We start from the raw sequence: 21,278 nt of genomic DNA, 5'->3' as shown, positions 1-21,278 counted from the left end.
AGCCTAGCGGATTTTCCCTTTTTAGGCAGCGGAATCTGTTGAATCAGGCAAAAACTCCGACGGAAAAGGCAAAGACCGCAGTGGTCAATCCCCTATACTAAGAGTAAACATCCTACCGATAGGAAAGGGGCTTTCTGAATATGCGTGTATTGGTTACAGGGGCGACAGGCTTCATCGGAGGGGCGGTCGTTCGCGAACTGCTGGATGCCGGTCATCAAGTGGTTGGTCTTGCCCGTTCTGAAAAAGCCGGCAAACGGCTTACGGCATTGGGTGCCCAGGTTCAAATCGGTTCGATTGAGGATTTAGCAGGCTTGCGCAAAGTGGCTGCTGCAGTAGACGGGGTCATTCATTTGGCCTTCTTCCACAAGTTCTCGCATGCGGGCCTTCCAACTCGGCTTAGGGTTTTATTAGGCGGGAATCCTCGTCATGTGGTGATGCGATTTATGAAGGCTGCAATTGAGACCGACAGGCGAGTCATCGAGACACTTGGCACCCCCTTACCCGGCGGTGACCGGGCGCTTGTCATCGCGATGCCTACGATGACGCTTACTCCCGGCCGTCTCGGAACGGAGGACAGCGCTGGGGATCCTCAATCCCCAGGTGGATTACGCATCATTTCTGAACATACCACCCTAGACTTGGCGAATCGGGGGATACGTTCCTCGATTGTACGCCTCCCACCGATCGTACATGGTGAAGGCGATAAGACGGGCTTGTTCCCAAATCTGGTGAACATCGCTCGCAAGAAGGGTTTCTCCGCCTATACAGGCTCCGGAACCAACCGTTGGCCATCCGTGCATCTACTGGATGCGGCGCGCCTTTTTAGACTCGCCTTAGAACAAGCTCCGGCAGGGTCCCGGTTTCATGCGGTGAGCGAAGAGGGCATTCCGTTTCAAGAGATCGCCACGGCTCTGGGCCTCCATCTGAACCTGCCGGTCCAAGGCATTGGGGTTGAAGAAGCAGGTAAACATTTCGGATGGCTTGCACCCTTCACGAAAACGGATAATCCGGTGTCCAGTGCGTTGACGCAGGAGCGTTTGGGATGGAATCCAGTACATCCTACCCTTTTAGATGAAATTCGGAAGGGGTATTATTTCTAACTGTAAACCGAAAATGGATGTTTCGTGGAAGGGGTATGGGAGAACAAGGAGCGCATGCTGGAAAAGTACGGCAGGAAACTTGACCACGGCAAGCGTTGAATTTGTGCGTTCCTTTCGACTCCTAGCTGGTTCCTCAATCGAGAAGATCGGTATTGACCCTATAGCCACTATAGGGTTTAAAGGGACAACAGCTTCACGGTGCATCAACGGAGGAGGATAATGCATATGGGAAATAAGATGATCCGGGCACTCGTTCTCATTCTCGCATTTTCGATTGCCGCATACGCAATTGTTCAGTATGGCGTGCTTAAAGCTAGTGATGCAGGACTTGTCTCTTTCAAATTGCAAAAGCCGAATTTTGAACTCAAACCATGGATATATGTACTATACATCCATATTTTTACCGCGATATTTGCCTTGATCATAGGACCCTTTCAACTATTTATGAAGCCAACGAATGATAGGAAACGTTGGCATCGCCTATTGGGGTATGGATATGTTCTTTCGATTACAGTTAGTGGGATCGTGAGTGTGTATTTATCCCTTTTTGCCACAGGAGGTTGGATTGCCGGGCTTGGGTTCATGTCGCTCGATGTATTGTGGGTTGCGACGACGCTTACTGCAACGAGAAAAATTATGGCCAAAGACATCCAAGCTCATAAAGCATGGATGCTTCGCAGTTATGCGCTTACTTTTGCAGCTGTCACGCTTCGAATCTGGTTAGCACCGCTGACTCTTCTGTTTGGCGATTTCGAGGCGGGGTTTCGGGTTGTCGCTTGGGTTTGTTGGATTCCTAATCTGCTCGTCATAGAAGCCGTGATTTTCAGAATGAGGTTGCGGCAGCGGCAATGATTCACAACTGCCATGCCATGCCAAAAACGATCCGTAAAACCGCGCATCTATGGCGCGGTTTTATTTTGCGTACGGTGGAATGTTGTTCGTGCCGCGCCCCCAATGACGCAGGTTTTACGATGAAAAGTGAGTACGGAAGGAAGGAAAATCGTCTCGACTAGACGAAAAGAAAGGGAGAGGAGTGCTCAGACGGAGGATACCCAGCACCGTTGAGATTCAATTCATTCTCCCGTGGTCCGTCATTTGACCGACCAGTAAATTGACAAGCAGAAAATGACCGAGATGATTGACGGCAAAGGTCTCCTCATACCCGTCTTTGATAGATACACCTTATCGACAAACTGGACGCCGATTTAAGGAATGCCTATGTTGAAGAAAATGATGGCTATCCTTCACAGGAGATGATTGTATATGGCAGGGCCCCTTTGATGTTTACAAAATATTGTCCGATGAAAAAAATGAATCAATGCAGAATTTGCAAAACGAAGAGCTATGAGTTAAAAGATGAGCACGGAACGTTCCCTGTCATTTCCCATAATGATTGTACAACGACTCTTTATAGTCGTGGAATTCATTAAATGTTCTAAAATCAATCCTAAGGATGAACTTCAGATGCAAATATTATTAGTTGAAGATGATAAGACGATCGCGTCAATTCAGCTATGGGTTCACCCTGCCCTGGATGAGCATTCTGTCTGTCATTGTGTGTGTATTTGTCATTGTCAGCTCTGCGGTTGTTTATTCCGGAGCTAAAGTAAAAAAGGAGAATATTATTGATGCATTAAAGCAAGAGAATATATGATTCACTTACTTCACACAGAGGAGGAGACGTTACCCGACGTCACACACAATCATGCGAGTCAATCGATTGCTCTCCATGCTGCTGATCATCTCCGGTAAAGGTACGGTAACGGGCAAGGAGCTTGCCGAGCATTTCGAGGTATCCTTGCGGACGATCTACCGGGATAACGAAAAAATAGGAGAAGCCGGCATACCGGTTGCATCGTCCAGCGGCAAGGGCGGAGGATACTATATTATGGACAGCTATAAGGATTTCTTGGCGGATTATGGATTATCGGATGTAATTAAGAACAGCAATGCTATTATACTGGGTGCCAGCGCCGGTGCGCTGAACATGTCTGCTCAATGGTTAAGCTTGAATGACACGGACCATGAAGTTGAAACAGGTACTATTTATGAGGGTATGGGCTTTGATCAATTTGCCTATGAATCTCATTCTAAACGGGGCTACGCCACGTTTGTTCAAGGCTACCTGTTCCCCTTGTCTGAAGAGATTGATGTCTATGCGGCAGAACAAGAGAGCGCCATACGGGTAAAGGACGGCAAAATCGAAACAATGGGTCCTATATATTTAATTTCCCGCTCCAAGATTCAGAAATTGGTTGAGACGCTCTAACATTGTCGGTTATTAAATGATATAGACTACTTAATTTACCGTCTTATTGACAAAATCAATCTCATTTCTGATCCCTTTATGGGCATCATTCCACAGGCCCTTTGTCAGGCGAATGCGCAGCAGGCATGTGTTAGGGTCTTCGTCGTTATTGGCGTCGTTATACCAATCAGCGAATATTGTGCGAAGCTTTGTCATCATTTCGGCGTTTTTCTCGTCACACACCCACCCCAGGTTTTCACCGATCCCATCGGCCGTAAAGTTTTCGACGATGATACAAATGGAGACTTCGGGGTTTTGGGCGATCTGCTGCATCTTACCTGAGGTGGCGTAAGTAACGGTATAAAATGCGCCGTCCTCATAATAGGCGTCCACAATGCGGGCGGCAGGACGGCTTTTCCCATGGGTCCCCGGTTCCAGTGCGATCGTGGACAGAGAGATTAGGCCGTCCTTGTTACCCACTTGTTCTTCCAGCAGCTTCATGGCTTCATCGTACTTGCTCAATATATTACCTCCCACTATAAATTAATATTTTCTCTTGTTTGCTCACTCGTTCTTAGGTTTTCAGCCATGGACAGGTTGAGAGTTGGAGAAGTCATGTAAGGATGACATTATTTTCTTGCAGAGCCGGTGGCGGGAATAGAGGTTGGGGGGATTGTCCCCAGCCCATGGATCGTTCCTGTGATCGCACTTTGGATATCCACACCTGTCTCTTGACGGCTTACCCTCCCATGTCACGCGGGGTCTTTGCCCTTACATTCCTTCGTTCTGCCTCTCAAGAGGTGGACGCCGTTTCTTGCTCCTTTACAGGGTCGTTGCCCTTATGGAATTAGTTCCTGCGGCTGCTCCGTGCTTCTTTTGTCTTTGGTGAAACCTACTTCAATGAGCAAAATGAGTTTGGTTTTTCTTAGGCTGCCATCTGTAGCTGGGCCTGACGGACCGGCCCTAACACGCTGTTTGCATCGTATGGAATGTGCTTCGTCCCGAGCGTATGAAGCACGCGAATAAGTTTCCCGCACAACGCCACAAGGGATTGCTTTTTCTTCAGTGGATTCTGACTTCGTGTCGTAAAATACTGGTGCAGTGCCTTGAATTCGGCGTTCTTTGCTACCATGGGCATGACCGCCCGGAACAGCAGGGCCCTCAGCTTTGCACGTCCACGTTTGGTAATACTGGACTTGCCCTTTTTCTTTCCCGAACTATTCTCTTTGAGATTCAGTCCGGCCAGCCGAATAATCTGCTGTCCATGCTCGTAACCACTCAGATCGCCCACTTCCGCCAGGAATCCCGCTAACGTCACTACAGCCACACCGGGCACGGTAAGCATCTCTTTCGTGCCTGGAATTTGCCCTAGTAGACGTTCTACTTCGGACAGAATCTCTTCAAGCTGTCTGGCGAACATGTCATACTGCTCCAGAAGTGTTTTAATCTCGATCTTTGCTGCAGGAAGACCTTCGGTCAGACCGATAGAGCCTCTCGCCGTTTCGACCAGCAATTGGGCTCGCTTCGTTCCCACCGCTCGTTTCACGTCTTTCTTCCACCGCTGAGCGATGGCTTCTGCACCGAGTCCTACGATCTCACCTGGCGTCGGAAACTCGTCTAGAGTAATAAGCGAGGCTTTTCCTTCCCAGTCTTTAAACACCTCAGTGTATTCCGGGAAAAAGCGATCCTGCCAGTTCTGCACCCGCCTTTGCACCTGCCCGAGGTTCACCATGATCTTCTCCCGAAGATTCATGAGAATTCGCAGATCTGCGTAGATACGCGTTGGCAATTTAGGTTCGCTGTATTTCCCATTCCGCACTAAATCGGCAATGACTTTAGCGTCTTTATAGTCGTTTTTCGTGGGTGAGTTATCTTCCAGTTCTTTGCTTTTGTGTACATGATGCGGATTGACAATGACCAAAGGAATGCCGTGCTGTCCCAAATACTCGGCCAGGTTAAACCAATAGTGTCCGGTAGGCTCAATGCCAAAGAGGACGTCGCTCTTGGCATGCTCCCGCTGAAGCTCCTTCATCCACTGAACCAGTTGCTCCAGTCCGGTACGGGTATTTGAGAACACACAATCCTTTCCGAGTTCAATCCCCCGGTAGTCGATAGCGCGAGCCACATGGGTTTCTTTCGCAATGTCTGCGCCTACGACAAGGGTCTTGTCGGAAATTCGTGTAATCCGTTGATTCTGCTTCTTCGATTGTTTATACTTCATGTTGAGTGCCTCCTGTGCTGCAATTGTTCTTTGGCGGAACGTTTCCCAGTATACAGTTGGCGCTTTTTTCATTCAAACCTCAAATTAATTCATTACAGGAATGGCTCCTAAAGTATTATAAGGCATACATTATTAAGCTTATCATTGTGATGTCTAAGAGCATGTGAAGAATAATACGATACAAATATTAAATCGTGGAATATCATGAAGAGAGTCCTTGGAATATTCCTTGACGGGAATATTCCAATCGGTCTATACTCTAGTCAGTGGTACAATATGAGAAATGGAGGAATCGAAATGGCAGTGGAATCGCAAGGCATGGAGTTAGTCATAACACGTGTATTCAATTATCCGCGTGAACTCGTATTCAAAGCTTGGTCCGAGGCCGAGCATCTGAAGCGATGGTGGGGGCCGAAAGGGTTTGAAATACATGTCGCACAATTAGATTTCCGTCCGGGCGGTTTGTTCCATTACAATATGCAATCTCCTGATGGTGTACAAATGTGGGGTAAATTTGTATACCAGGAAATCCAGGCATTCGAAAAGATTGTCTGGCTCAATAGCTTCTCAGATGAATTAGGCAATATTGTCCGGGCTCCGTTTAGTGATTTGATCCCGCTAGAAATACGCAATACGGTAACATTTAGTGAGAATGACGGTATTACAACAATGACTTTATGCAGCGGACCGGCCAATGCAACTGAGGAAGAGAGAAGATTTTTTGAAGGCATGTTTGAATCCATGCAAGAGGGATTCGGAGGAACCTTCGATCAGCTCGAAGAATATTTGGCAGACCGTTCCTAACCAAGATTCCGGAACAAGATTCGTGAGGTATGTAAACATAAAGGAGTATAGGAAGGTTGGTATTTGGTGAAGGGGACTAATCACCAATTTCAATAATGTTTCCCTCTGGGTCTGCAATGAAGAAGTTCAGCTGACCCCATGGTTTGGTAGATAATTCTTCAAGAATTCTCACATTTAGCGCTTTCAGCCGCTCATATTCCTGATCCACCTCAGCAGTGGAAAAACGCATGTACATTTCCATGGTCAGGTTGATGCCGCTCGGTGGAACATAGGTTTCGCCTATGGACTCGGCAAAATGCTTGCGGTCAAACATAAACAGCTGATCCGTGTCCTTCTTAAAAGTCGCATACAGACCGCCGTCCCAATCAGTTTCAAAGTTCAAAACATCGCGGTAGAAGGTGACCATCTTTTCCATATTTCCTACAAATAGACCCACATCAATCACGCTGCACATCCTCCCTTAATCATGTCAGCCCAAACGCTGATAGGCATTGAGCGATTTGGCGAATTTCCGTTCATACGCTCACAGCTTGCCGGATTACCATCGTTCCTCCATGCTCCTTCTGCAATCTTAATTTTATTCCTCAAAGGGGATGCCGGCAACTTTTAAATGTCCGTAGGCAACGAGAAGCCCGGCAAGCGCAAGGCAATTGAACAATGCTTAACGCTGACTGATTCCTAAGTTATGGCTTCTTACGATGGATTGTTAGTCGTGAGAAGCCTTTTCGAGAAGTTCCAGAGGCGAAGCGTATGGTGGAGAGCAGTGATCTTGTTTTTTGGGAAATGCTTATAAACATATGCTAAACTGATAACATATAAAATCAGAGATAGGACAGGAAGAGATTCAATGGGAAGAAAACAGTCTTTCACGGAGACAGAGCTGCTGGATATGACAAAAAAATTAGTGCTAGAGCATGGGTATGACGGTTTTCACCTCAAGCTGCTCTCACAGCATCTGTCAGGAGCCCGAAGCACGATTTATCAATATTACTCTAATAAAGAAGAGATTGTGGCTGCTTGTATGAAGCGCGTAATGGCAACGGTATTAGAAAATGCATTAGCCATTGATGAGTCTGATCCTATGGACGCCCTCGAGCAGCTGCTTCTTGTTTATGTAGAAGAGTCTGCACTACATCAGCTTTTAGGAAATGCCAGTAAAATTAATACTGCTAATTCATCTGCAGCTGCTAGAGATCTTGAATTTATTGAGGAAGCACATATGACCCTGAAAATTCAATTATCACGCTTATTTGAACGCGCACAACAGAATAATGACCTGCGGAAGGATATCCCACTTCCTGTACTTATTGGTGTATTCTTTAACTTAATTGATACACCTAATATGCTGAATATCCCTGTACCCGCTTGGGGAAAGCTGTTGTTTCAGATGTGGACCGGAGGAGCCAAGAGCTAACCTCAGTCTTGGATCTAATTTGACACAAGTGTCATTTATATTGTTTAATAAATGTTGTGAGTGTGATGGCGGGTTTAAATTGACACATGTGTCAAAAATATAGTTAAGGAGTTGGAAAAGAAATGTTTCTGGCTATGAAAGAATTGATGCACAGCAAAATGAGATTTTTGATGATCATCATTATTTTTGTATTACTAGCCTGGCTGGTATTTATCTTATCCGGTTTAGGGAATGGTCTATCTAGTTTAGCTGCGTCAACCTTTAAGACGATGAAGGCGGATTATGTCATTTTTGAAGAAGGATCGCAGTCCTCCATGAGCAAGTCACTACTGTCTGATCAATTACTGGCGGAGGTGGAGCTACTGCCCAATGTGAGTGCTGCCGCACCTATGGGAAGTACGATGGCAACAGCGTTGAAGGAACCAAGCACCAAGAGTGAAGATAAGCTGGATATCGCAATTATAGGAATTAACCCGGGAAGCTTCTTGGAGCCGGCTGTCGTGGAAGGGGAAGGCCTATCTTCTATGAACCCTACCGGTGTTGTAGTGAACTCGACCATGAAGGATGAGGGCTATAACATTGGTGACACTTTTCAATTAGATGGCACGATGGAATCATTGACGATTATAGGCTTTGCCGAGAACCAGACCTATAATCACGTTGCATCTGTATTCACTCCAATGGCGGAATGGCGGAAAATTGCCTTCGCGGCTCCGGGTTCGGATAAGGGAGTTGCAGGGCCCGTTAATGCGATTATGTTACAAGGCAAGGATATCGCTCCGGAAGTAATGAATAGCAAGCTGGCGGATACGGACACGGTTACCCGGGCGGCTGCAGTTCAAGGAATGCCAGGGTACAAGGAAGAGAACGGTACGATCTTAATGATGCTGGCATTCCTGCTCGCAATCGCTGCATTCGTGCTCGGGGTATTCTTTTATGTAATGACGATGCAGAAGACTAACCAGTTCGGCATTATGAAAGCTATAGGTGCCAGTAACAGATTCTTGAGCAAAACCATTGTATCGCAAGTGTTTGTGCTATCGCTGACTAGTATTGTAGTTGGAGTCTTACTGACTTATGGAACAGCAGCCATGATGCCGAAGGGTATGCCATTTAAGCTGGAACCGGGTCTTGTCGTCTCGTATTCTGTTATCTTGCTAATTATCGCTATGTTAAGTTCGCTGGTGTCGGTTCGAAAGATTACCAAGATTGATCCGCTCAAGGCGCTCGGGAGGGTTGAATAATGACTAAGGGATTACAGATGAGTGAAGTTACCAAGTATTATGCCGAAGGAAGCAACCGGATCGCGGCACTGGGTCATGTGTCCATTTCCGTGGAGCCGGGGGAATTTGTTGCTGTTGTTGGACCGTCGGGCTCTGGTAAAAGCACCTTTTTGTCTATCGCTGGAGCACTGCTCCAAGCTTCAGAAGGAGAGGTTAAGCTGAATGGACATTCTATTTCTAAGCTTACGGCGCAAGAACTGGCGAATATAAGACTGCAAGAAATCGGATTCATTATGCAATCATCCAATTTGGTTCCTTATCTGAATGTTCTTGACCAATTGCTGATCATCAAAAAGATGTCGGGAAAGGTTAAAAGAGAGGACAAGGAGTTCGCCACTAAGCTGCTGGAAGAGCTGGGTCTGGGCTCGAAATTAAATAGCTTCCCGGAAGAGCTATCAGGCGGGGAGAAGCAGCGGACAGCGATTGCCCGTGCTCTAATCAATAATCCCAGCATCATCCTGGCGGATGAGCCGACAGCAAGTCTGGATACCACACGTGCACATGAAGTGGTCAGCCTGATTGCACAAGAAGTGAATTCAGGCCAGAAAGCAGCGATTATGGTTACTCATGATGAGCGTATGCTTGAATATTGCGACAAGGTCTACCGGATGGAAGATGGGAAGTTGTCATTATGAAGCAAAGCAAACGCACAAGCCATTGGCTTGTGCGTTGTGCTAGTGCTTAGACTTCGGCTTTTCCAATCTGCTACGTTCACGCATGGCGTTCATCTGCTTGGCATGTCTTACATCACGGCGTCGTCCTCTCGTTCTGAGTTGGCTAAGCATAATGAAGAGCCCCAAAATCCCCAACCCATAAGAAACAAGATGACTCACTTCATTCCACAGGTTTGCCGCAGTCAGAAGGGATACCGCCCCAATGATGGTTGCAATAATCCGCTGTGTATTTTTATTTTGCGTATCGATCAGTTTTTGCTCAAAGGAGCTTGATAGCTTTACCCGTAAATTTCCGCTATCCATTTTATCTACGGCAGATATGAACTTCTTGGTCGTAGGAAGGATTCCTTTGAGAATGCTCTTGCCTTCACCCACAATGTTGGAAAAGACATTTCCCCGCAGATCCCTGCGCACAACCTCTTCGACATAAGGCTTAACGGTCCCAATCAAATCAAGCTCGGGGTCCAGTCCGGTACAAAGTCCATATACCGTGCCTATGGCTTTTCCCAAAAATGTTGTATTTGCCGGTAACTGAAAGGGCTGAGAATAGAGGAAGTCACGTAGCTCTTCAGCATTGTCACCTGACGTCACAAAACTAAGGTCAAACGTATCCCCGTTGATTTGTTCAAATAATAACGTGAGATTCCTTGCGAATACCTCTAAATCTACATTCCGTCTTAAAAATCTCAAACGGGTAAGGGCATTGATTGCGCCGTGAGCATCTTTTAAATACACCGCCATTAGCAGGGCTACCATTTGCGTCTTCATATCCTCGGCAATCCGTCCGACCATTCCAAAATCGATTAAAGCGATGGTGCCGTCAGGCTGCACGAGAACATTGCCCGGGTGCGGGTCTGCGTGAAAGAAGCCTTCTAATAGAATCTGTTCCACGAAAATTTCTATCAGCGATGTCGCTAATTGGGTCCGGTCCACACCCCAGGCATCCAGCTGGGCAAAATCATTGATTTTTACACCCTCCAAAAACTCCATGGTTAGAACTTTCGAAGTGGTATAAGACCAATGAATGCCTGGAACAACGACATCCTCCCGATGGATAAACTGCAGCTGGAATTCTTCTGCATTTCGCCCTTCTTGCTCATAATCGAGCTCGTCCATAACGGTATCGTGAAACTCATCATACACCGCATCCAGGTCCATGAAGTCTGCAATCTTCGTCCAGCGTTTCAATAACGAAATAGCAACCTGTATGGATTTCCAATCAATGGCGATAATGTCCTCGACCCCGGGACGCATAACCTTCACTGCGACCTCTTCACCTGTTCGTAAGGTCGCCCGGTGTACCTGTCCTAAGGAAGCCGCTGCGATAGGAGTTGTACTAAACTCAGCAAAAATCTCGCTTATGGATACTCCGAGTTCGCTCTCTACCTTGTGCTTAATCTCGGAATAATCTACGAATTCTACGGAATCCTGCAGCTTGGACAATTCATCGATGATTTCCTTCGGCAAAATGTCCACCTGAGCACTCACATGCTGCCCAAGCTTGATAATTAATCCACCCATATCCATGGCGGTCTTTGTAAAATAAGCTGCCTGTTTTCGATATAAGGCTTTTGTTTTCGCTTCTAAGCGCCGTCCCGGTATAAAATACTTTTGTTTGCCCAGCCACCAGAAATCCCAGGCGAACTTAAAAATCATCTGCATGGTTCTTCTGAACCGGAGATCCTTCATCAATTTAAAGAATTCGCTCATTCTTTTTCAGCTGCCACAGGTTCTTTTTCATCGACCTCAGGTTCATCATCTTCATCTTCAGGAATAGTAGTGTTTTTATCGAAGATCGCCTGGGCCATGCTTTCAAACTTTTTCGAAGCGCTCATGAAGAAATCGGCGAATTTATTGAACATTTCGGCTTTGACCAGAATGACGGCTCCCTTGCGTTTGTTCCCGAAAACGATGAATTTCTCACCTGGCTTAAGTTCAAGCTCTTCCCTTGCTTCTCTAGGAATCACAATTTGTCCCCGCTCACCCATTGAGGTTGTTCCCAGCACTTTGCCGTGACCGAATCCGTGACTATTTTCTTTTTTTTGCTGCATCTTAATCTCTCCTTTGATAAGCAATCTACACCAGTATGATATTTCATACTAATCATATCATTATGGAGTTCTGTTTGCTAAAGTCTACAATCCGTTATTTGTCTGAAAATGATTTTTTCGGCAAGTTGTGGACACTGGCTGTGCGTTTTACTGCAGCACTAGTGTCTCTCTTATTTTATGATTAATGGTAATGATTTGAAATTGGTATTTATGAATTCTTAAACATGAAAGGTTGATCTTACTTATGAACGGTAACAAAATCACCTGCTTAGCCAAAACGACTATAATGCAGGTACGCTCTTTACTGCTTGTCCTGATCGTTGCAATGGTGGCCAGTAGCCTTACAGCCTGCAGCAATTCTTCCGTAGGTGAGACAGCGAGCATGTCTGCGCAGCCGACCCAGGAAACGCCTGTGGTGACGCAAGCCTCCGGCAGCATCTATCTGTACGGTGAAGCACATGGCAATGACAAGATTATGGACAAGGAATATGAATTGTGGTCTGAACATTATCATAACGAGGGCATGAGACATTTGTTCGTCGAGCTGTCCTATTTTACCGCTGAATACTTGAACCTATGGATGCATTCGGACAATGACGAACTTCTGGAGCAGATTTATGAGGATTGGGAGGGAACCGCAGTTCATAGTCCTTATACCAAGGCATTTTACCAAAAAATAAAAAGCGAGTGTCCTGAGACGGTTTTCCACGGCACAGATATCGGGCATCAGTATGATTCGACCGGAACCCGGTTCTTATCTTATCTTGAGGCAAACGATCTGATAGGATCGGAGAAGTATATTTTAACAAAAGCAGCGATTCAGCAAGGGCGGTTATTCTACAGTAAGGATGACGGGGTATACCGGGAAAACATGATGACTGCAAATTTTATCCGTGAATTTGAAAAGCTGGGCAGCGAGAGCGTCATGGGCATTTACGGCTCAGCACATACCGGGCTTGATGGAATGGACTATAGTACCCAATCCATCCCTTGTATGGCCAATCAGCTACAGAAGCACTATGGCGGCAACCTTCATTCCGAGGACCTAGGCTGGATTGCTAAAGATATTGAACCTACCAGAGTAGACTCCATTACCTTACAGGGCAAGAAGTATGCGGCATCGTATTTTGGAAAACAGGATATGAGCGGATTCCAGGATTACGCTTATCGGGAATTTTGGCGATTAGAGGATGCTTATGAAGATGTCAAAGACCTGCCACAGGTGGGCAGTATTCTTACTTACGAGCAATATCCGATGCTGATCGAAACAGGCCAGGTTTTTGCAATCAGCTTCACCAAAACAGACGGTTCAGTGGAGAGAGAATACCATTTGTCTAACGGTAAGGTTGAGGAAGGCGTGTATTCAACACAACAATTCATTGCAGACTGAGCGGTTAGGAGGCTTTTCCATAAACATTGTTTTCATAAAATATTAGATAAATCTTAAAATTTATATTCAATAGTGATACACTAAGATCAGGATTGATCCTAAGCAGGTGTGTGGCCAAGTTATGCGTGCCAGAGCAGGAGTGCCTGCATCCTTCCTGCAAATCGTAGGGTAGAAGGACGGTAGAATATGAGCAACCAACAGACCAAAACAGATGTGATTTTAATTGGTGCCGGAATCATGAGTGCAACACTGGGTTCACTGCTTAAGGAATTGGTGCCTGATTGGAGAATCACTGTGTTTGAGCGGCGTGCAGGTGCCGGGGAGGAGAGCTCCAATGAATGGAACAATGCGGGAACGGGGCATTCTTCATTGTGCGAGCTTAACTACACCACGGAGCAGCCGGATGGATCTATCGACATTAGCAAGGCTATCAAGGTGAATGAGGAATTTCAGTTCTCGAAGCAATTCTGGTCTTATCTGGTGAACAGCAGACGCATACAAGATCCGCAGGAATTTATCGTACCCGTACCACATATGAGCTTTGTAGAAGGACAGACAGACGTAACCTTTTTACAAAAAAGATTTGAAGCGCTTTCAAGGCATCCGCTGTTTCAAGGGATGGAATTCTCCGCTGATCCGGCGCAGCTGATGAAATGGATGCCGCTTATGATGAAGAACCGGACACTCGGCCAGCCGGTGGCGGCCACCCGAATGGAATCGGGAACGGATGTTAACTTTGGCGCTTTGACACGCAGCCTGTTCGGCCACTTGCAGAGCAACAACGTCGATATCAGATTCAACCATCAGGTTGAGGACCTTAAGCGCACGAAGGACGGGTCCTGGGAGCTCAAGGTACGGAATGCTAACGGCGCTGCTGAGCGCCATACAGCGAAATTCGTCTTCATCGGGGGCGGAGGCGGGAGCCTGCATCTGCTGCAGAAATCCGGTATCCCGGAGGGCAAAGGGATTGGCGGATTTCCGGTAAGCGGACTGTTCATGGTGTGCCGGAAGCCGGAGATTGTGGCACAGCATCATGCCAAGGTATACGGTAAAGCAGCGGTTGGTGCGCCTCCAATGTCTGTTCCACATCTGGATACAAGGGTAATCGACAAGCAAGAATCATTGTTCTTTGGACCGTTTGCCGGCTTCTCGCCCAAGTTTCTGAAGTACGGCTCGATGTTTGATCTGGTCACCTCCGTTAAGCCGGGTAATCTCGTCACGATGCTGGCGGCAGGCGCCAAGAATATGCCATTGACCAAATATTTGATCGGGCAAGTCATGCTGTCGAAAGAGCAGCGGATGGAAGCCTTGCGGGAATTTGTCCCGAACGCCACAAGCGGGGATTGGGATCTGGTGGTGGCGGGCCAGCGTGTGCAGATTATTAAAGATACAGCTGCCGGCAAAGGTACGCTTCAATTCGGTACGGAGGTGATCAGCAGCGCCGATGGCTCGATAGCCGCATTGCTTGGTGCCTCTCCTGGAGCCTCTACCGCCGTTTCTGTCATGCTGGAGGTCATCAGCAAATGCTTCCCGCAGCATATTGAAGCCTGGGAGCCGAAGATCAAACGAATGATCCCTTCCTACGGCCTGTCTCTGCAGGGCAACACAGAGCTCTTGAACAAAATCGATACTTTGGCAGCAGAGTCGCTCGGTCTGACGAATGGACCAGGGGAGCCTGTGCAGCAGATTAAGGTAAAGCATTCATAGGAACAGGTGAGAACTTTCCCGGTGCGGAAGGTTCTTTTTTTGTGCGCGGAATTATTCCTGGATCGTTGAAGGATTTTTCTATTATATATGGAAATATGTGAGTGCCTGAAATCAAGTTATTGAAGAAAAGAGGGAATGTAGCTGATGTCCAAGATTCAGTTAGGCCGTACCCGGTTAGCGGGAGCGGATGGCATTCGTGCGATCGCCTGCCTGTCCGTCATTCTGCATCATCTGTCACAAAAGCTGGTGATGCCCGCACAAAAGCCCTGGCTTCAAGAAGTGCAGTCGGTTCTCTTGCTTGGAAACAGCGGGGTCAGCTTGTTTTTCCTGTTAAGCGGATTTTTGCTGTCGTTCCCCTTTTGGAGCGCTTATCTGGAAAATAAGCCGTATCCGTCCATCCGGACATATGCTGTACGCCGCGCTGCAAGAATTATGCCCGGCTTCTATGTATCCTTCCTGGTATGTCTGTTGCTCGTATGGAGGCTGGACATTCCTACGGAGTTCTTGTGGCGGCGAATCCTCACGGGGTTCACGTTTACGTCAGGCTTCCACTATACAACCTTTTTCCCGTCTGACTTGAATGGGCCGTTCTGGTCGATCAGCTTCGAGGTGTTTAGCTACTTGCTTATGCCTTTGTTTATGGCTGTATTGTTTGTGCTCGGCAAGCGGCGTTCGTTCGGGAAAGCGATCTTGTTCTGGGTGGTCACGTTTGGGTTGGTGCTTGCTATAAACTCCCTTGTCCATCATTGGTTTACGCCAAGCGGGCAGGGACGGGGCTGGGATTATGGCCAGATTGGCGGTGCGAAATTCTGGATGCCGAATTACAATCCCGTGGGATTCTTCGGCCACTTCGCTATCGGTATCCTGGCGGCGGGTATAACGACCGCGTTCATGCAGCTTGGCACTAAGGTGGAGCGGCTATGCAAGCTTGGGGTGTTCGATGCAGCCGGAGCCGCCGCGTTGGGTCTTGCCGGTCTATTGATCTGGCGTATGCGCCACCAGGGCGAATTTGACTTCAGCCTCCAGCACCAGCCCTATTACTTCCCGGCGTATGCCATTTTGTTCGGAATCGTGCTGCTGTCAGCACCGTTCAGCGTCATCATAGGGCGTTTACTGGATAACCGCTTTTTCCGGTTTACCGCGAAGCTTTCGTTCGGCCTGTATATTTGGCACTACTTGTTCATCACGCTAATCGAGAAGTACGGGATAGCGGATTATCACTATTCCGGGATCCGGGATGTGTGGCGCTGGCTCGGCATCAGTGTAACTGTCCTCGTCATCTCGTATGCGGCGGCGGCAGTCTCTTATTATATCATAGAGCAGCCGTTCATCCAATGGTCGAAAGGCAAGCCTTTCTTCCGGCGCAAGCGCAAGGATGCATCATCGGTTAGTGCCGCATAAGTCAGCTCATATGCTGTACTGCTTGTTGTACCCGTTGACTTTTTCCAAAGCCTCATGATACATTGTGTATACACGGAATACACAATTTATTAAGGAGGTAGGGTATGCTGGCATTAGATGTTCGAAATTTAAATAAAAAATATCCGCACTTTCAAATCAAGGATGTATCTTTTCAATTGGAGAAGGGCTACATTATGGGGTTCATCGGAGCCAATGGCGCCGGTAAAACGACCACGATTAAATCGATTTTGAATATGGTTCATGTGGATAGCGGCGAGATATACATTCTTGGCAAGAACATCGCTGATCACGAGATTGAATTGAAGCAGGAAATCGGATGCGCATTCGGTGATATCGATTTCTATACACGCAGCAAGATCAAGACGCTGACCGATATCACCAAGAAGTTCTATAAGAATTGGAATGATGAAACTTACTACAATTATCTCAAGCGGTTCAAGCTGGATGAGAACAAAAAAATAGCGGAGCTGTCCCGAGGAATGAAGGTAAAGTACAGCTTGGCCCTTGCTTTATCGCATGGCGCCAAGCTGCTCATCCTGGATGAGCCGACCAGCGGACTCGATCCGGTCTCCAGAGACGATCTGCTCGATATCTTTCAGGAGCTTATCACCGGCGGCGAGATCAGCATTCTTTTCTCTACGCATATTACCTCCGACTTAGAACGATGTGCGGATTATATAACCTTCATTGAACAAGGGCAAATTATTGCCAGCTCGGAGAAAAACGAGTTAAAGGAGTCCTACCGTTTGCTCAGCGGCAGCGAAGCCCAATTAAACGAAGTGAAGGAGCATTTGATTTCCTACAAAATCAACTCGTTTGGCTTTACCGGACTGATTCATGCCAAAGACATTGATCCATCCTCCAGCCTGCGGGCAACCACGCCGAGTCTTGATGAAATCATGATCTACTTTGCGAAAAAGGAGAATGTATATGTATAATTTGGTGATGAAGGATTTGAAATTAGGCGTAAATCCCTGGTTCTTCGCCTTACCCTTTATTTTAGGCGGATTAATGCTTATCCCCGGTTGGGTCTATTTTCTCGTGCCGCTGTATTTCTGCTTCTTAACGGTACCGAACATATTTGGCGGGTTCAAGAGTCAGAATGATCTGATGTTCAGCACGATGATGCCTGTGACCAAATTAGATATCGTGAAGTCCCGGGTAACCGTTATTGTCATTCTTGAACTCATGCATCTTCTCATCGCCATGATCTTCAGTATTTTTACGTTTCGCTTGTATCCTCATTTGACTTACATGTTCTATCCGCCGTATATGGGTTTTTGGGGATTATGTTTCATCATGCTGGCGATCTTTAACATCCTATTCATATCCATGTATTACAAGACGGCGTATAAGTATGGAGCGGCAACGACCGCATCCACTACAGGCGCTATCCTTTTTGCCGGAGTGGCCCAATGGGCTGGAATCCAAAGTCCTTGGGTTAACGACATTTTCTATGGCTCAGGGACGGATAATACGGCACTGCAGCTATCCATTCTGATAGCGGCTATTCTAATTTTTATTGCATTCACGCTGATTGCCTATAAGATAGCGGTAAAGAGATTTCTGAAAGTGGAGATATTATGAATGTAACAATTTCGAACACATCGGAGAAACCGATTTATCAGCAGCTTTACGAACAGATCAGCGCGCAAATTCTGAAGGGGGAGCTGGAAAGCGGCTATTGTCTGCCGCCCATCCGGCAGGCAGCCCTGGAGCTGCATGTTAGTGTGATCACCGTTAAGAAAGCCTGGGAAGAGCTTGAGCGGAGCGGTTTGATCAATACGGTAACAGGTAAAGGCTGTTTTGTAGCGGAATTCTCGCGGGGGGAGATGCTGCGGATACGCAACGAAATGGTCCTGAAGCAAATGGAGATCGACACCTCCTACTACAAGTCCTTTGGCCTCACCCTGGATGAAGTGATGGGGCTGCTGAAGAAGATTTATTGACATATCACAAGAAATAACGCTGCCAAGGTTAAGCTCTTGGCGGCGTTATTTCTTATGATATGATTCCAAATTCTGATCCAGATCAATTTAACAAAACAAGATTGCATCTATACTGTGATTAACAAGAAGATAACTTACTTTTTAAGGGGGCCCTACAATGACAACAACAACTTTTCAATTAGAGCAGCTTACTTGTCCCGGCTGCATTAAGAAAATCGAAACAGCCTTAACCCATAAAGACGGCGTATCCGAGGTAAAGGTTCTATTCACTTCAAGCAAGGTGAAGGTGAGCCACAATGAGACTATTATCAATTCTGCGGGTGTGAGTAAAGTTATCACTAATCTTGGATTTCCCATTCTAAGCTTTAAATAAGGGGCCGTGCATATGTCCAGACAAAATAAGGAGAGAATTATAGGCATTACCGGGCTGCTTATCACTATATCTTTTGTAATGAAATTAGGGAATGTGCTGGAGTTGTCCTCTGATATTCTTATGATTACAGCTGCGCTCCTTGCGGGCTATCCCATTATGAAGAATGCCTTTCAAGCTTTACGTTATCGTATATTGGGGATTGAGGCACTCGTTACGATCGCCGTCATAGGCGCCATCATGATCCGGGAATACTGGGAGGCGGCAGCCGTTACCTTCCTATTCATCTTCGGTTCCTATCTTGAAGCGAGAATTATGGAGAAGACCCGTTCTTCATTGAAAGCCTTGATGGATTTGGCACCTGCGATGGCTTCAGTAATGCGCGACGGGATAGAGGTTCAGGTATCTCCTGATGAGGTGATCCAAGGAGAGATTGTCCTGGTCCGTCCCGGTGAGAAGATTCCGGCAGATGGTACAGTTCTCAAGGGAAAAGCTACGATCAATCAAGCAGCAATTACAGGAGAATCTGTTCCGGTCAGTAGAGAAAAAGGGGCAATAGTGTTCAGCGGAACGGTCATTGAGCATGGGTATTTAGAGATTATTGCTGAGAAGGTCGGTGATGACACAACCTTTGCCCGGATTCTAAATATGGTTGAGGAAGCACAGGAATCGAAAGCGCCCACGCAGAAATTTATTGAGAGATTCGCCAGGTACTACACTCCTGCTATTTTTATATTGGCTATTATCGTGTATATCAGTACTGGAAATGTTGAATTAACACTGACTTTATTAGTTATTGCTTGCCCGGGTGCCATGGTTATTTCTGCTCCGGTCTCCATCGTAGCCGGAATTGGTAAAGGTGCGAGGAACGGCATCCTGTTTAAAGGTGGCGAGACGTTAGAAAAGGCGGGATTCGTTCAAGTGGTTGCCTTTGATAAAACGGGCACACTCACTGCCGGCAAACCACAGGTTACGCGAATCAACGCCATACACCTGAATGAGAATGAGCTCCTTCAGATGATAGCCCGTGCAGAATATGCCTCTGAGCATCATTTGGCTAGAGCTATTGTTGCAGAAGCTGCGTCGAGATCCGCTTCCAGGATTATTCCTGCAGAACAGTTCAAGGCGTTGCCTGGCAAAGGGATAGCTGCTACAGTTGAAGGGTCGAATCTATATATTGGAAATCGCAGGTTATTGGCAGACTACAGCATTCAATATGATCAGGAAATAGCCGACTACGTAGCTCAAGAGGAGAATAGAGCACAGACGGTCGTCTTTGCCGCTGATGATGAACGGGTATTAGGAGTAATCTCTATTGCAGATGTCTTACGGACGGATGCCTATGCACTTATTCATCAACTGAAACGGTCGGGTGTTCACAAGGTGGTTATGTTAACCGGTGATAATGAACGCTCGGCTGCTGCTGTCTCGGGTGAACTTGGAATAGATCAGTATTATGCGGAGCTGTTGCCTGAGGATAAGGTTAGAATAGTACAGGATCTGCAAAAAGAATATATTGTGGCTATGGTTGGTGATGGTGTGAATGATGCTCCTGCTCTGGCCGTTGCCGATGTAGGGATTGCTATGGGCGGTTCAGGAACCGATGCCGCGATGGAGACTGCCGATATGGTACTTATGTCAGATCGCCTAATGAACCTTCCATACGCGCTGGGCCTTAGTCGTGCTTCAATGAATAATATCCGGCAAAATATTTACTTCGCTGTAGCCACCGTCGTGACGCTGTTAATCGGTGTGTTAACCAGTAATGTATTCATGGCTTCCGGTATGCTTGTGCATGAATTGAGTGTGTTGTTAGTCATTCTTAATGCGATGCGTTTAACTCGATACACTACCAAGAATAGGGGGAGCCGTATTGAACTGCAATCATCGTCCAGTGAGTAAGCCGTATGTTCCGGGTCAGGCCCCGGCATTATGTATCAACAATGTGCCCATTCTGGAGATTTTATCGCCTGAAGAGAAGGCTGAGGTGATGAACGCCTCTATCAGCAAACAGTATACAAAGGGTGAAGTTATTTTCTCTCCCGGGCATTCCTCAGCGAATTTATGGATAGTCCACCGGGGCAGTGTGAAAATATCCCGCTTCTCTGCGGCAGGTAAGGAGCAGATTGTGCGCATTCTTAGCCCGGGGGATTTCACAGGGGAATTGTCTTTGTTCAGTCATACCATATTAACTAATACCGCTGAAGCATTGGAACCCACAGAGATTTGTCTGATTCAGGGTAAAGTTATCAGTGATTTAATGTTGAGAACGCCCCGAATCGCGATTAAATTCCTTGAGAAGTATACAGAACGTATTGAAATGGCAGAAGATAAACTGGAGCAGCTTACCCTCTATGATGTTGAGCAACGACTCGCAAAGGTCTTACTGGAAATGCTGCACGATCAGCAGAATGACCGCCTGGAGAATAACGTGTTAATACTGCCCGTAAGTAAAAAAGACCTAGCAGTGATGATCGGGACAACGCAGGAGAGCCTAAGCCGCAAGCTTGCCTTGTTCCAGGAACAGGGATGGATTAAGCTTGTAGGTCAACGAAAGATTATCATAGTGGATCAGGCTAGTCTTAACCTGATCCTATAACTTGGATCACTGTTTCAGACATGAGGCACCCATTTATGGGTGCCTC

Annotated in this window: 21 protein-coding genes; 16 read left to right on the top strand and 5 right to left on the bottom strand. The window is 46.8% G+C overall.

Annotated features, from left to right (window positions below; translation table 11 throughout):
- Window positions 1–140 precede the first annotated feature (140 nt).
- The 3 genes from R50912_RS32530 (at window position 141) to R50912_RS32520 (ending at window position 3,369) form a co-directional block, all read left to right on the top strand.
- Window positions 141–1,100, top strand: coding sequence for an SDR family oxidoreductase (locus R50912_RS32530; RefSeq protein ID WP_042241100.1), 960 nt, complete (start codon window positions 141–143; stop codon window positions 1,098–1,100).
- Between the two features lie 225 nt (window positions 1,101–1,325).
- On the top strand, window positions 1,326–1,952 hold the full coding sequence (locus R50912_RS32525; RefSeq protein ID WP_042241098.1) for a DUF2306 domain-containing protein: 627 nt from the start codon (window positions 1,326–1,328) through the stop codon (window positions 1,950–1,952).
- Between the two features lie 877 nt (window positions 1,953–2,829).
- Entirely contained in the window at window positions 2,830–3,369 is a 540-nt protein-coding gene (locus R50912_RS32520; RefSeq protein WP_231637936.1) for a helix-turn-helix transcriptional regulator, read from the top strand.
- Between the two features lie 30 nt (window positions 3,370–3,399).
- Here the strand turns inward: R50912_RS32520 and R50912_RS32515 are convergent, their stop codons facing one another.
- Together R50912_RS32515 and R50912_RS32510 are read right to left on the bottom strand one after the other, a co-directional pair.
- Complete coding sequence (locus tag R50912_RS32515; protein ID WP_042241095.1) at window positions 3,400–3,870, bottom strand: pyridoxamine 5'-phosphate oxidase family protein; 471 nt, start codon at window positions 3,868–3,870, stop codon at window positions 3,400–3,402.
- Window positions 3,871–4,273: 403 nt separating this feature from the next.
- The gene (locus R50912_RS32510; RefSeq protein ID WP_042234001.1) at window positions 4,274–5,569 is read right to left on the bottom strand and encodes an IS110 family RNA-guided transposase; all 1,296 of its coding nucleotides are present in this window, start codon (window positions 5,567–5,569) and stop codon (window positions 4,274–4,276) included.
- A gap of 297 nt (window positions 5,570–5,866) precedes the next feature.
- Between R50912_RS32510 and R50912_RS32505 the strand changes: the two genes are divergently transcribed.
- Window positions 5,867–6,373: an SRPBCC family protein gene (locus tag R50912_RS32505; protein WP_042241092.1), complete on the top strand. Its 507-nt coding sequence runs from the start codon at window positions 5,867–5,869 to the stop codon at window positions 6,371–6,373.
- Between the two features lie 76 nt (window positions 6,374–6,449).
- Here R50912_RS32505 and R50912_RS32500 read toward each other — a convergent pair whose 3' ends face one another.
- Window positions 6,450–6,818 (bottom strand): VOC family protein, encoded by a 369-nt coding sequence (locus tag R50912_RS32500; protein ID WP_197073017.1) that lies wholly within the window; start codon window positions 6,816–6,818, stop codon window positions 6,450–6,452.
- Window positions 6,819–7,220: 402 nt separating this feature from the next.
- Here R50912_RS32500 and R50912_RS32495 point away from each other — a divergent pair, with 402 nt between their 5' ends.
- From R50912_RS32495 to R50912_RS32485, 3 genes are all read left to right on the top strand, one after another.
- Window positions 7,221–7,787: a TetR/AcrR family transcriptional regulator gene (locus R50912_RS32495; protein ID WP_042241086.1), complete on the top strand. Its 567-nt coding sequence runs from the start codon at window positions 7,221–7,223 to the stop codon at window positions 7,785–7,787.
- A gap of 122 nt (window positions 7,788–7,909) precedes the next feature.
- Complete coding sequence (locus tag R50912_RS32490) at window positions 7,910–9,031, top strand: ABC transporter permease (protein ID WP_042241083.1); 1,122 nt, start codon at window positions 7,910–7,912, stop codon at window positions 9,029–9,031.
- A complete protein-coding gene (locus R50912_RS32485) occupies window positions 9,031–9,705 on the top strand; it encodes an ABC transporter ATP-binding protein (RefSeq protein ID WP_042241082.1) in 675 nt (224 codons plus the stop codon). Before R50912_RS32490 ends, R50912_RS32485 begins: the two co-directional genes overlap by 1 nt.
- Window positions 9,706–9,744: 39 nt before the next feature.
- Here R50912_RS32485 and R50912_RS32480 read toward each other — a convergent pair whose 3' ends face one another.
- Together R50912_RS32480 and R50912_RS32475 are read right to left on the bottom strand one after the other, a co-directional pair.
- On the bottom strand, window positions 9,745–11,454 hold the full coding sequence (locus R50912_RS32480) for an ABC1 kinase family protein (protein WP_052416808.1): 1,710 nt from the start codon (window positions 11,452–11,454) through the stop codon (window positions 9,745–9,747).
- Window positions 11,451–11,795 (bottom strand): AbrB/MazE/SpoVT family DNA-binding domain-containing protein, encoded by a 345-nt coding sequence (locus tag R50912_RS32475; RefSeq protein WP_042241079.1) that lies wholly within the window; start codon window positions 11,793–11,795, stop codon window positions 11,451–11,453. Before R50912_RS32475 ends, R50912_RS32480 begins: the two co-directional genes overlap by 4 nt.
- 244 nt (window positions 11,796–12,039) lie before the next feature.
- On the opposite strand from R50912_RS32475, the gene R50912_RS32470 reads away from it, so the two are divergent.
- The 9 genes from R50912_RS32470 (at window position 12,040) to R50912_RS32430 (ending at window position 21,232) form a co-directional block, all read left to right on the top strand.
- Window positions 12,040–13,185 carry a hypothetical protein gene (locus R50912_RS32470; RefSeq protein WP_197073016.1) on the top strand — a complete coding sequence of 382 codons (1,146 nt, stop codon included), beginning with the start codon at window positions 12,040–12,042 and terminating at the stop codon, window positions 13,183–13,185.
- A 186-nt stretch (window positions 13,186–13,371) separates the two neighbouring features.
- A complete protein-coding gene (mqo, locus tag R50912_RS32465) occupies window positions 13,372–14,892 on the top strand; it encodes a malate dehydrogenase (quinone) (protein WP_042241076.1) in 1,521 nt (506 codons plus the stop codon).
- A gap of 144 nt (window positions 14,893–15,036) precedes the next feature.
- Entirely contained in the window at window positions 15,037–16,293 is a 1,257-nt protein-coding gene (locus R50912_RS32460) for an acyltransferase family protein (RefSeq protein WP_042241073.1), read from the top strand.
- Between the two features lie 104 nt (window positions 16,294–16,397).
- Window positions 16,398–17,252, top strand: a complete 855-nt coding sequence (locus tag R50912_RS32455; protein WP_042241072.1) for an ABC transporter ATP-binding protein — start codon at window positions 16,398–16,400, stop codon at window positions 17,250–17,252.
- Complete coding sequence (locus R50912_RS32450) at window positions 17,245–17,901, top strand: ABC-2 transporter permease (protein WP_042241069.1); 657 nt, start codon at window positions 17,245–17,247, stop codon at window positions 17,899–17,901. Before R50912_RS32455 ends, R50912_RS32450 begins: the two co-directional genes overlap by 8 nt.
- The gene (locus R50912_RS32445) at window positions 17,898–18,263 is read left to right on the top strand and encodes a GntR family transcriptional regulator (protein ID WP_042241066.1); all 366 of its coding nucleotides are present in this window, start codon (window positions 17,898–17,900) and stop codon (window positions 18,261–18,263) included. Before R50912_RS32450 ends, R50912_RS32445 begins: the two co-directional genes overlap by 4 nt.
- A 157-nt stretch (window positions 18,264–18,420) precedes the next feature.
- Window positions 18,421–18,636 (top strand): heavy-metal-associated domain-containing protein, encoded by a 216-nt coding sequence (locus R50912_RS32440; protein WP_042241063.1) that lies wholly within the window; start codon window positions 18,421–18,423, stop codon window positions 18,634–18,636.
- A 12-nt stretch (window positions 18,637–18,648) separates the two neighbouring features.
- On the top strand, window positions 18,649–20,535 hold the full coding sequence (locus tag R50912_RS32435; protein WP_042241061.1) for a heavy metal translocating P-type ATPase: 1,887 nt from the start codon (window positions 18,649–18,651) through the stop codon (window positions 20,533–20,535).
- On the top strand, window positions 20,507–21,232 hold the full coding sequence (locus R50912_RS32430) for a Crp/Fnr family transcriptional regulator (protein ID WP_042241058.1): 726 nt from the start codon (window positions 20,507–20,509) through the stop codon (window positions 21,230–21,232). Before R50912_RS32435 ends, R50912_RS32430 begins: the two co-directional genes overlap by 29 nt.
- Window positions 21,233–21,278 lie beyond the last annotated feature (46 nt).

The organism is Paenibacillus sp. FSL R5-0912 (assembly GCF_000758605.1).
In the GTDB taxonomy this organism is placed as follows: domain Bacteria; phylum Bacillota; class Bacilli; order Paenibacillales; family Paenibacillaceae; genus Paenibacillus_AQ.
This window is presented reverse-complemented; position numbering and strand designations above follow the sequence as displayed.

Coding starts and splice junctions, on each gene's coding strand:
- R50912_RS32445 (WP_042241066.1), top strand. CDS start 17,898: ATGAATGTAACAATTTCGAACACATCGGAGAAACCGATTTATCAGCAG.
- mqo (WP_042241076.1), top strand. CDS start 13,372: ATGAGCAACCAACAGACCAAAACAGATGTGATTTTAATTGGTGCCGGA.
- R50912_RS32480 (WP_052416808.1), bottom strand. CDS start 11,454: ATGAGCGAATTCTTTAAATTGATGAAGGATCTCCGGTTCAGAAGAACC.
- R50912_RS32495 (WP_042241086.1), top strand. CDS start 7,221: ATGGGAAGAAAACAGTCTTTCACGGAGACAGAGCTGCTGGATATGACA.
- R50912_RS32485 (WP_042241082.1), top strand. CDS start 9,031: ATGACTAAGGGATTACAGATGAGTGAAGTTACCAAGTATTATGCCGAA.
- R50912_RS32490 (WP_042241083.1), top strand. CDS start 7,910: ATGTTTCTGGCTATGAAAGAATTGATGCACAGCAAAATGAGATTTTTG.
- R50912_RS32520 (WP_231637936.1), top strand. CDS start 2,830: ATGCTGCTGATCATCTCCGGTAAAGGTACGGTAACGGGCAAGGAGCTT.
- R50912_RS32530 (WP_042241100.1), top strand. CDS start 141: ATGCGTGTATTGGTTACAGGGGCGACAGGCTTCATCGGAGGGGCGGTC.
- R50912_RS32435 (WP_042241061.1), top strand. CDS start 18,649: ATGTCCAGACAAAATAAGGAGAGAATTATAGGCATTACCGGGCTGCTT.
- R50912_RS32505 (WP_042241092.1), top strand. CDS start 5,867: ATGGCAGTGGAATCGCAAGGCATGGAGTTAGTCATAACACGTGTATTC.
- R50912_RS32460 (WP_042241073.1), top strand. CDS start 15,037: ATGTCCAAGATTCAGTTAGGCCGTACCCGGTTAGCGGGAGCGGATGGC.
- R50912_RS32455 (WP_042241072.1), top strand. CDS start 16,398: ATGCTGGCATTAGATGTTCGAAATTTAAATAAAAAATATCCGCACTTT.
- R50912_RS32525 (WP_042241098.1), top strand. CDS start 1,326: ATGGGAAATAAGATGATCCGGGCACTCGTTCTCATTCTCGCATTTTCG.
- R50912_RS32450 (WP_042241069.1), top strand. CDS start 17,245: ATGTATAATTTGGTGATGAAGGATTTGAAATTAGGCGTAAATCCCTGG.
- R50912_RS32475 (WP_042241079.1), bottom strand. CDS start 11,795: ATGCAGCAAAAAAAAGAAAATAGTCACGGATTCGGTCACGGCAAAGTG.
- R50912_RS32510 (WP_042234001.1), bottom strand. CDS start 5,569: ATGAAGTATAAACAATCGAAGAAGCAGAATCAACGGATTACACGAATT.
- R50912_RS32440 (WP_042241063.1), top strand. CDS start 18,421: ATGACAACAACAACTTTTCAATTAGAGCAGCTTACTTGTCCCGGCTGC.
- R50912_RS32470 (WP_197073016.1), top strand. CDS start 12,040: ATGAACGGTAACAAAATCACCTGCTTAGCCAAAACGACTATAATGCAG.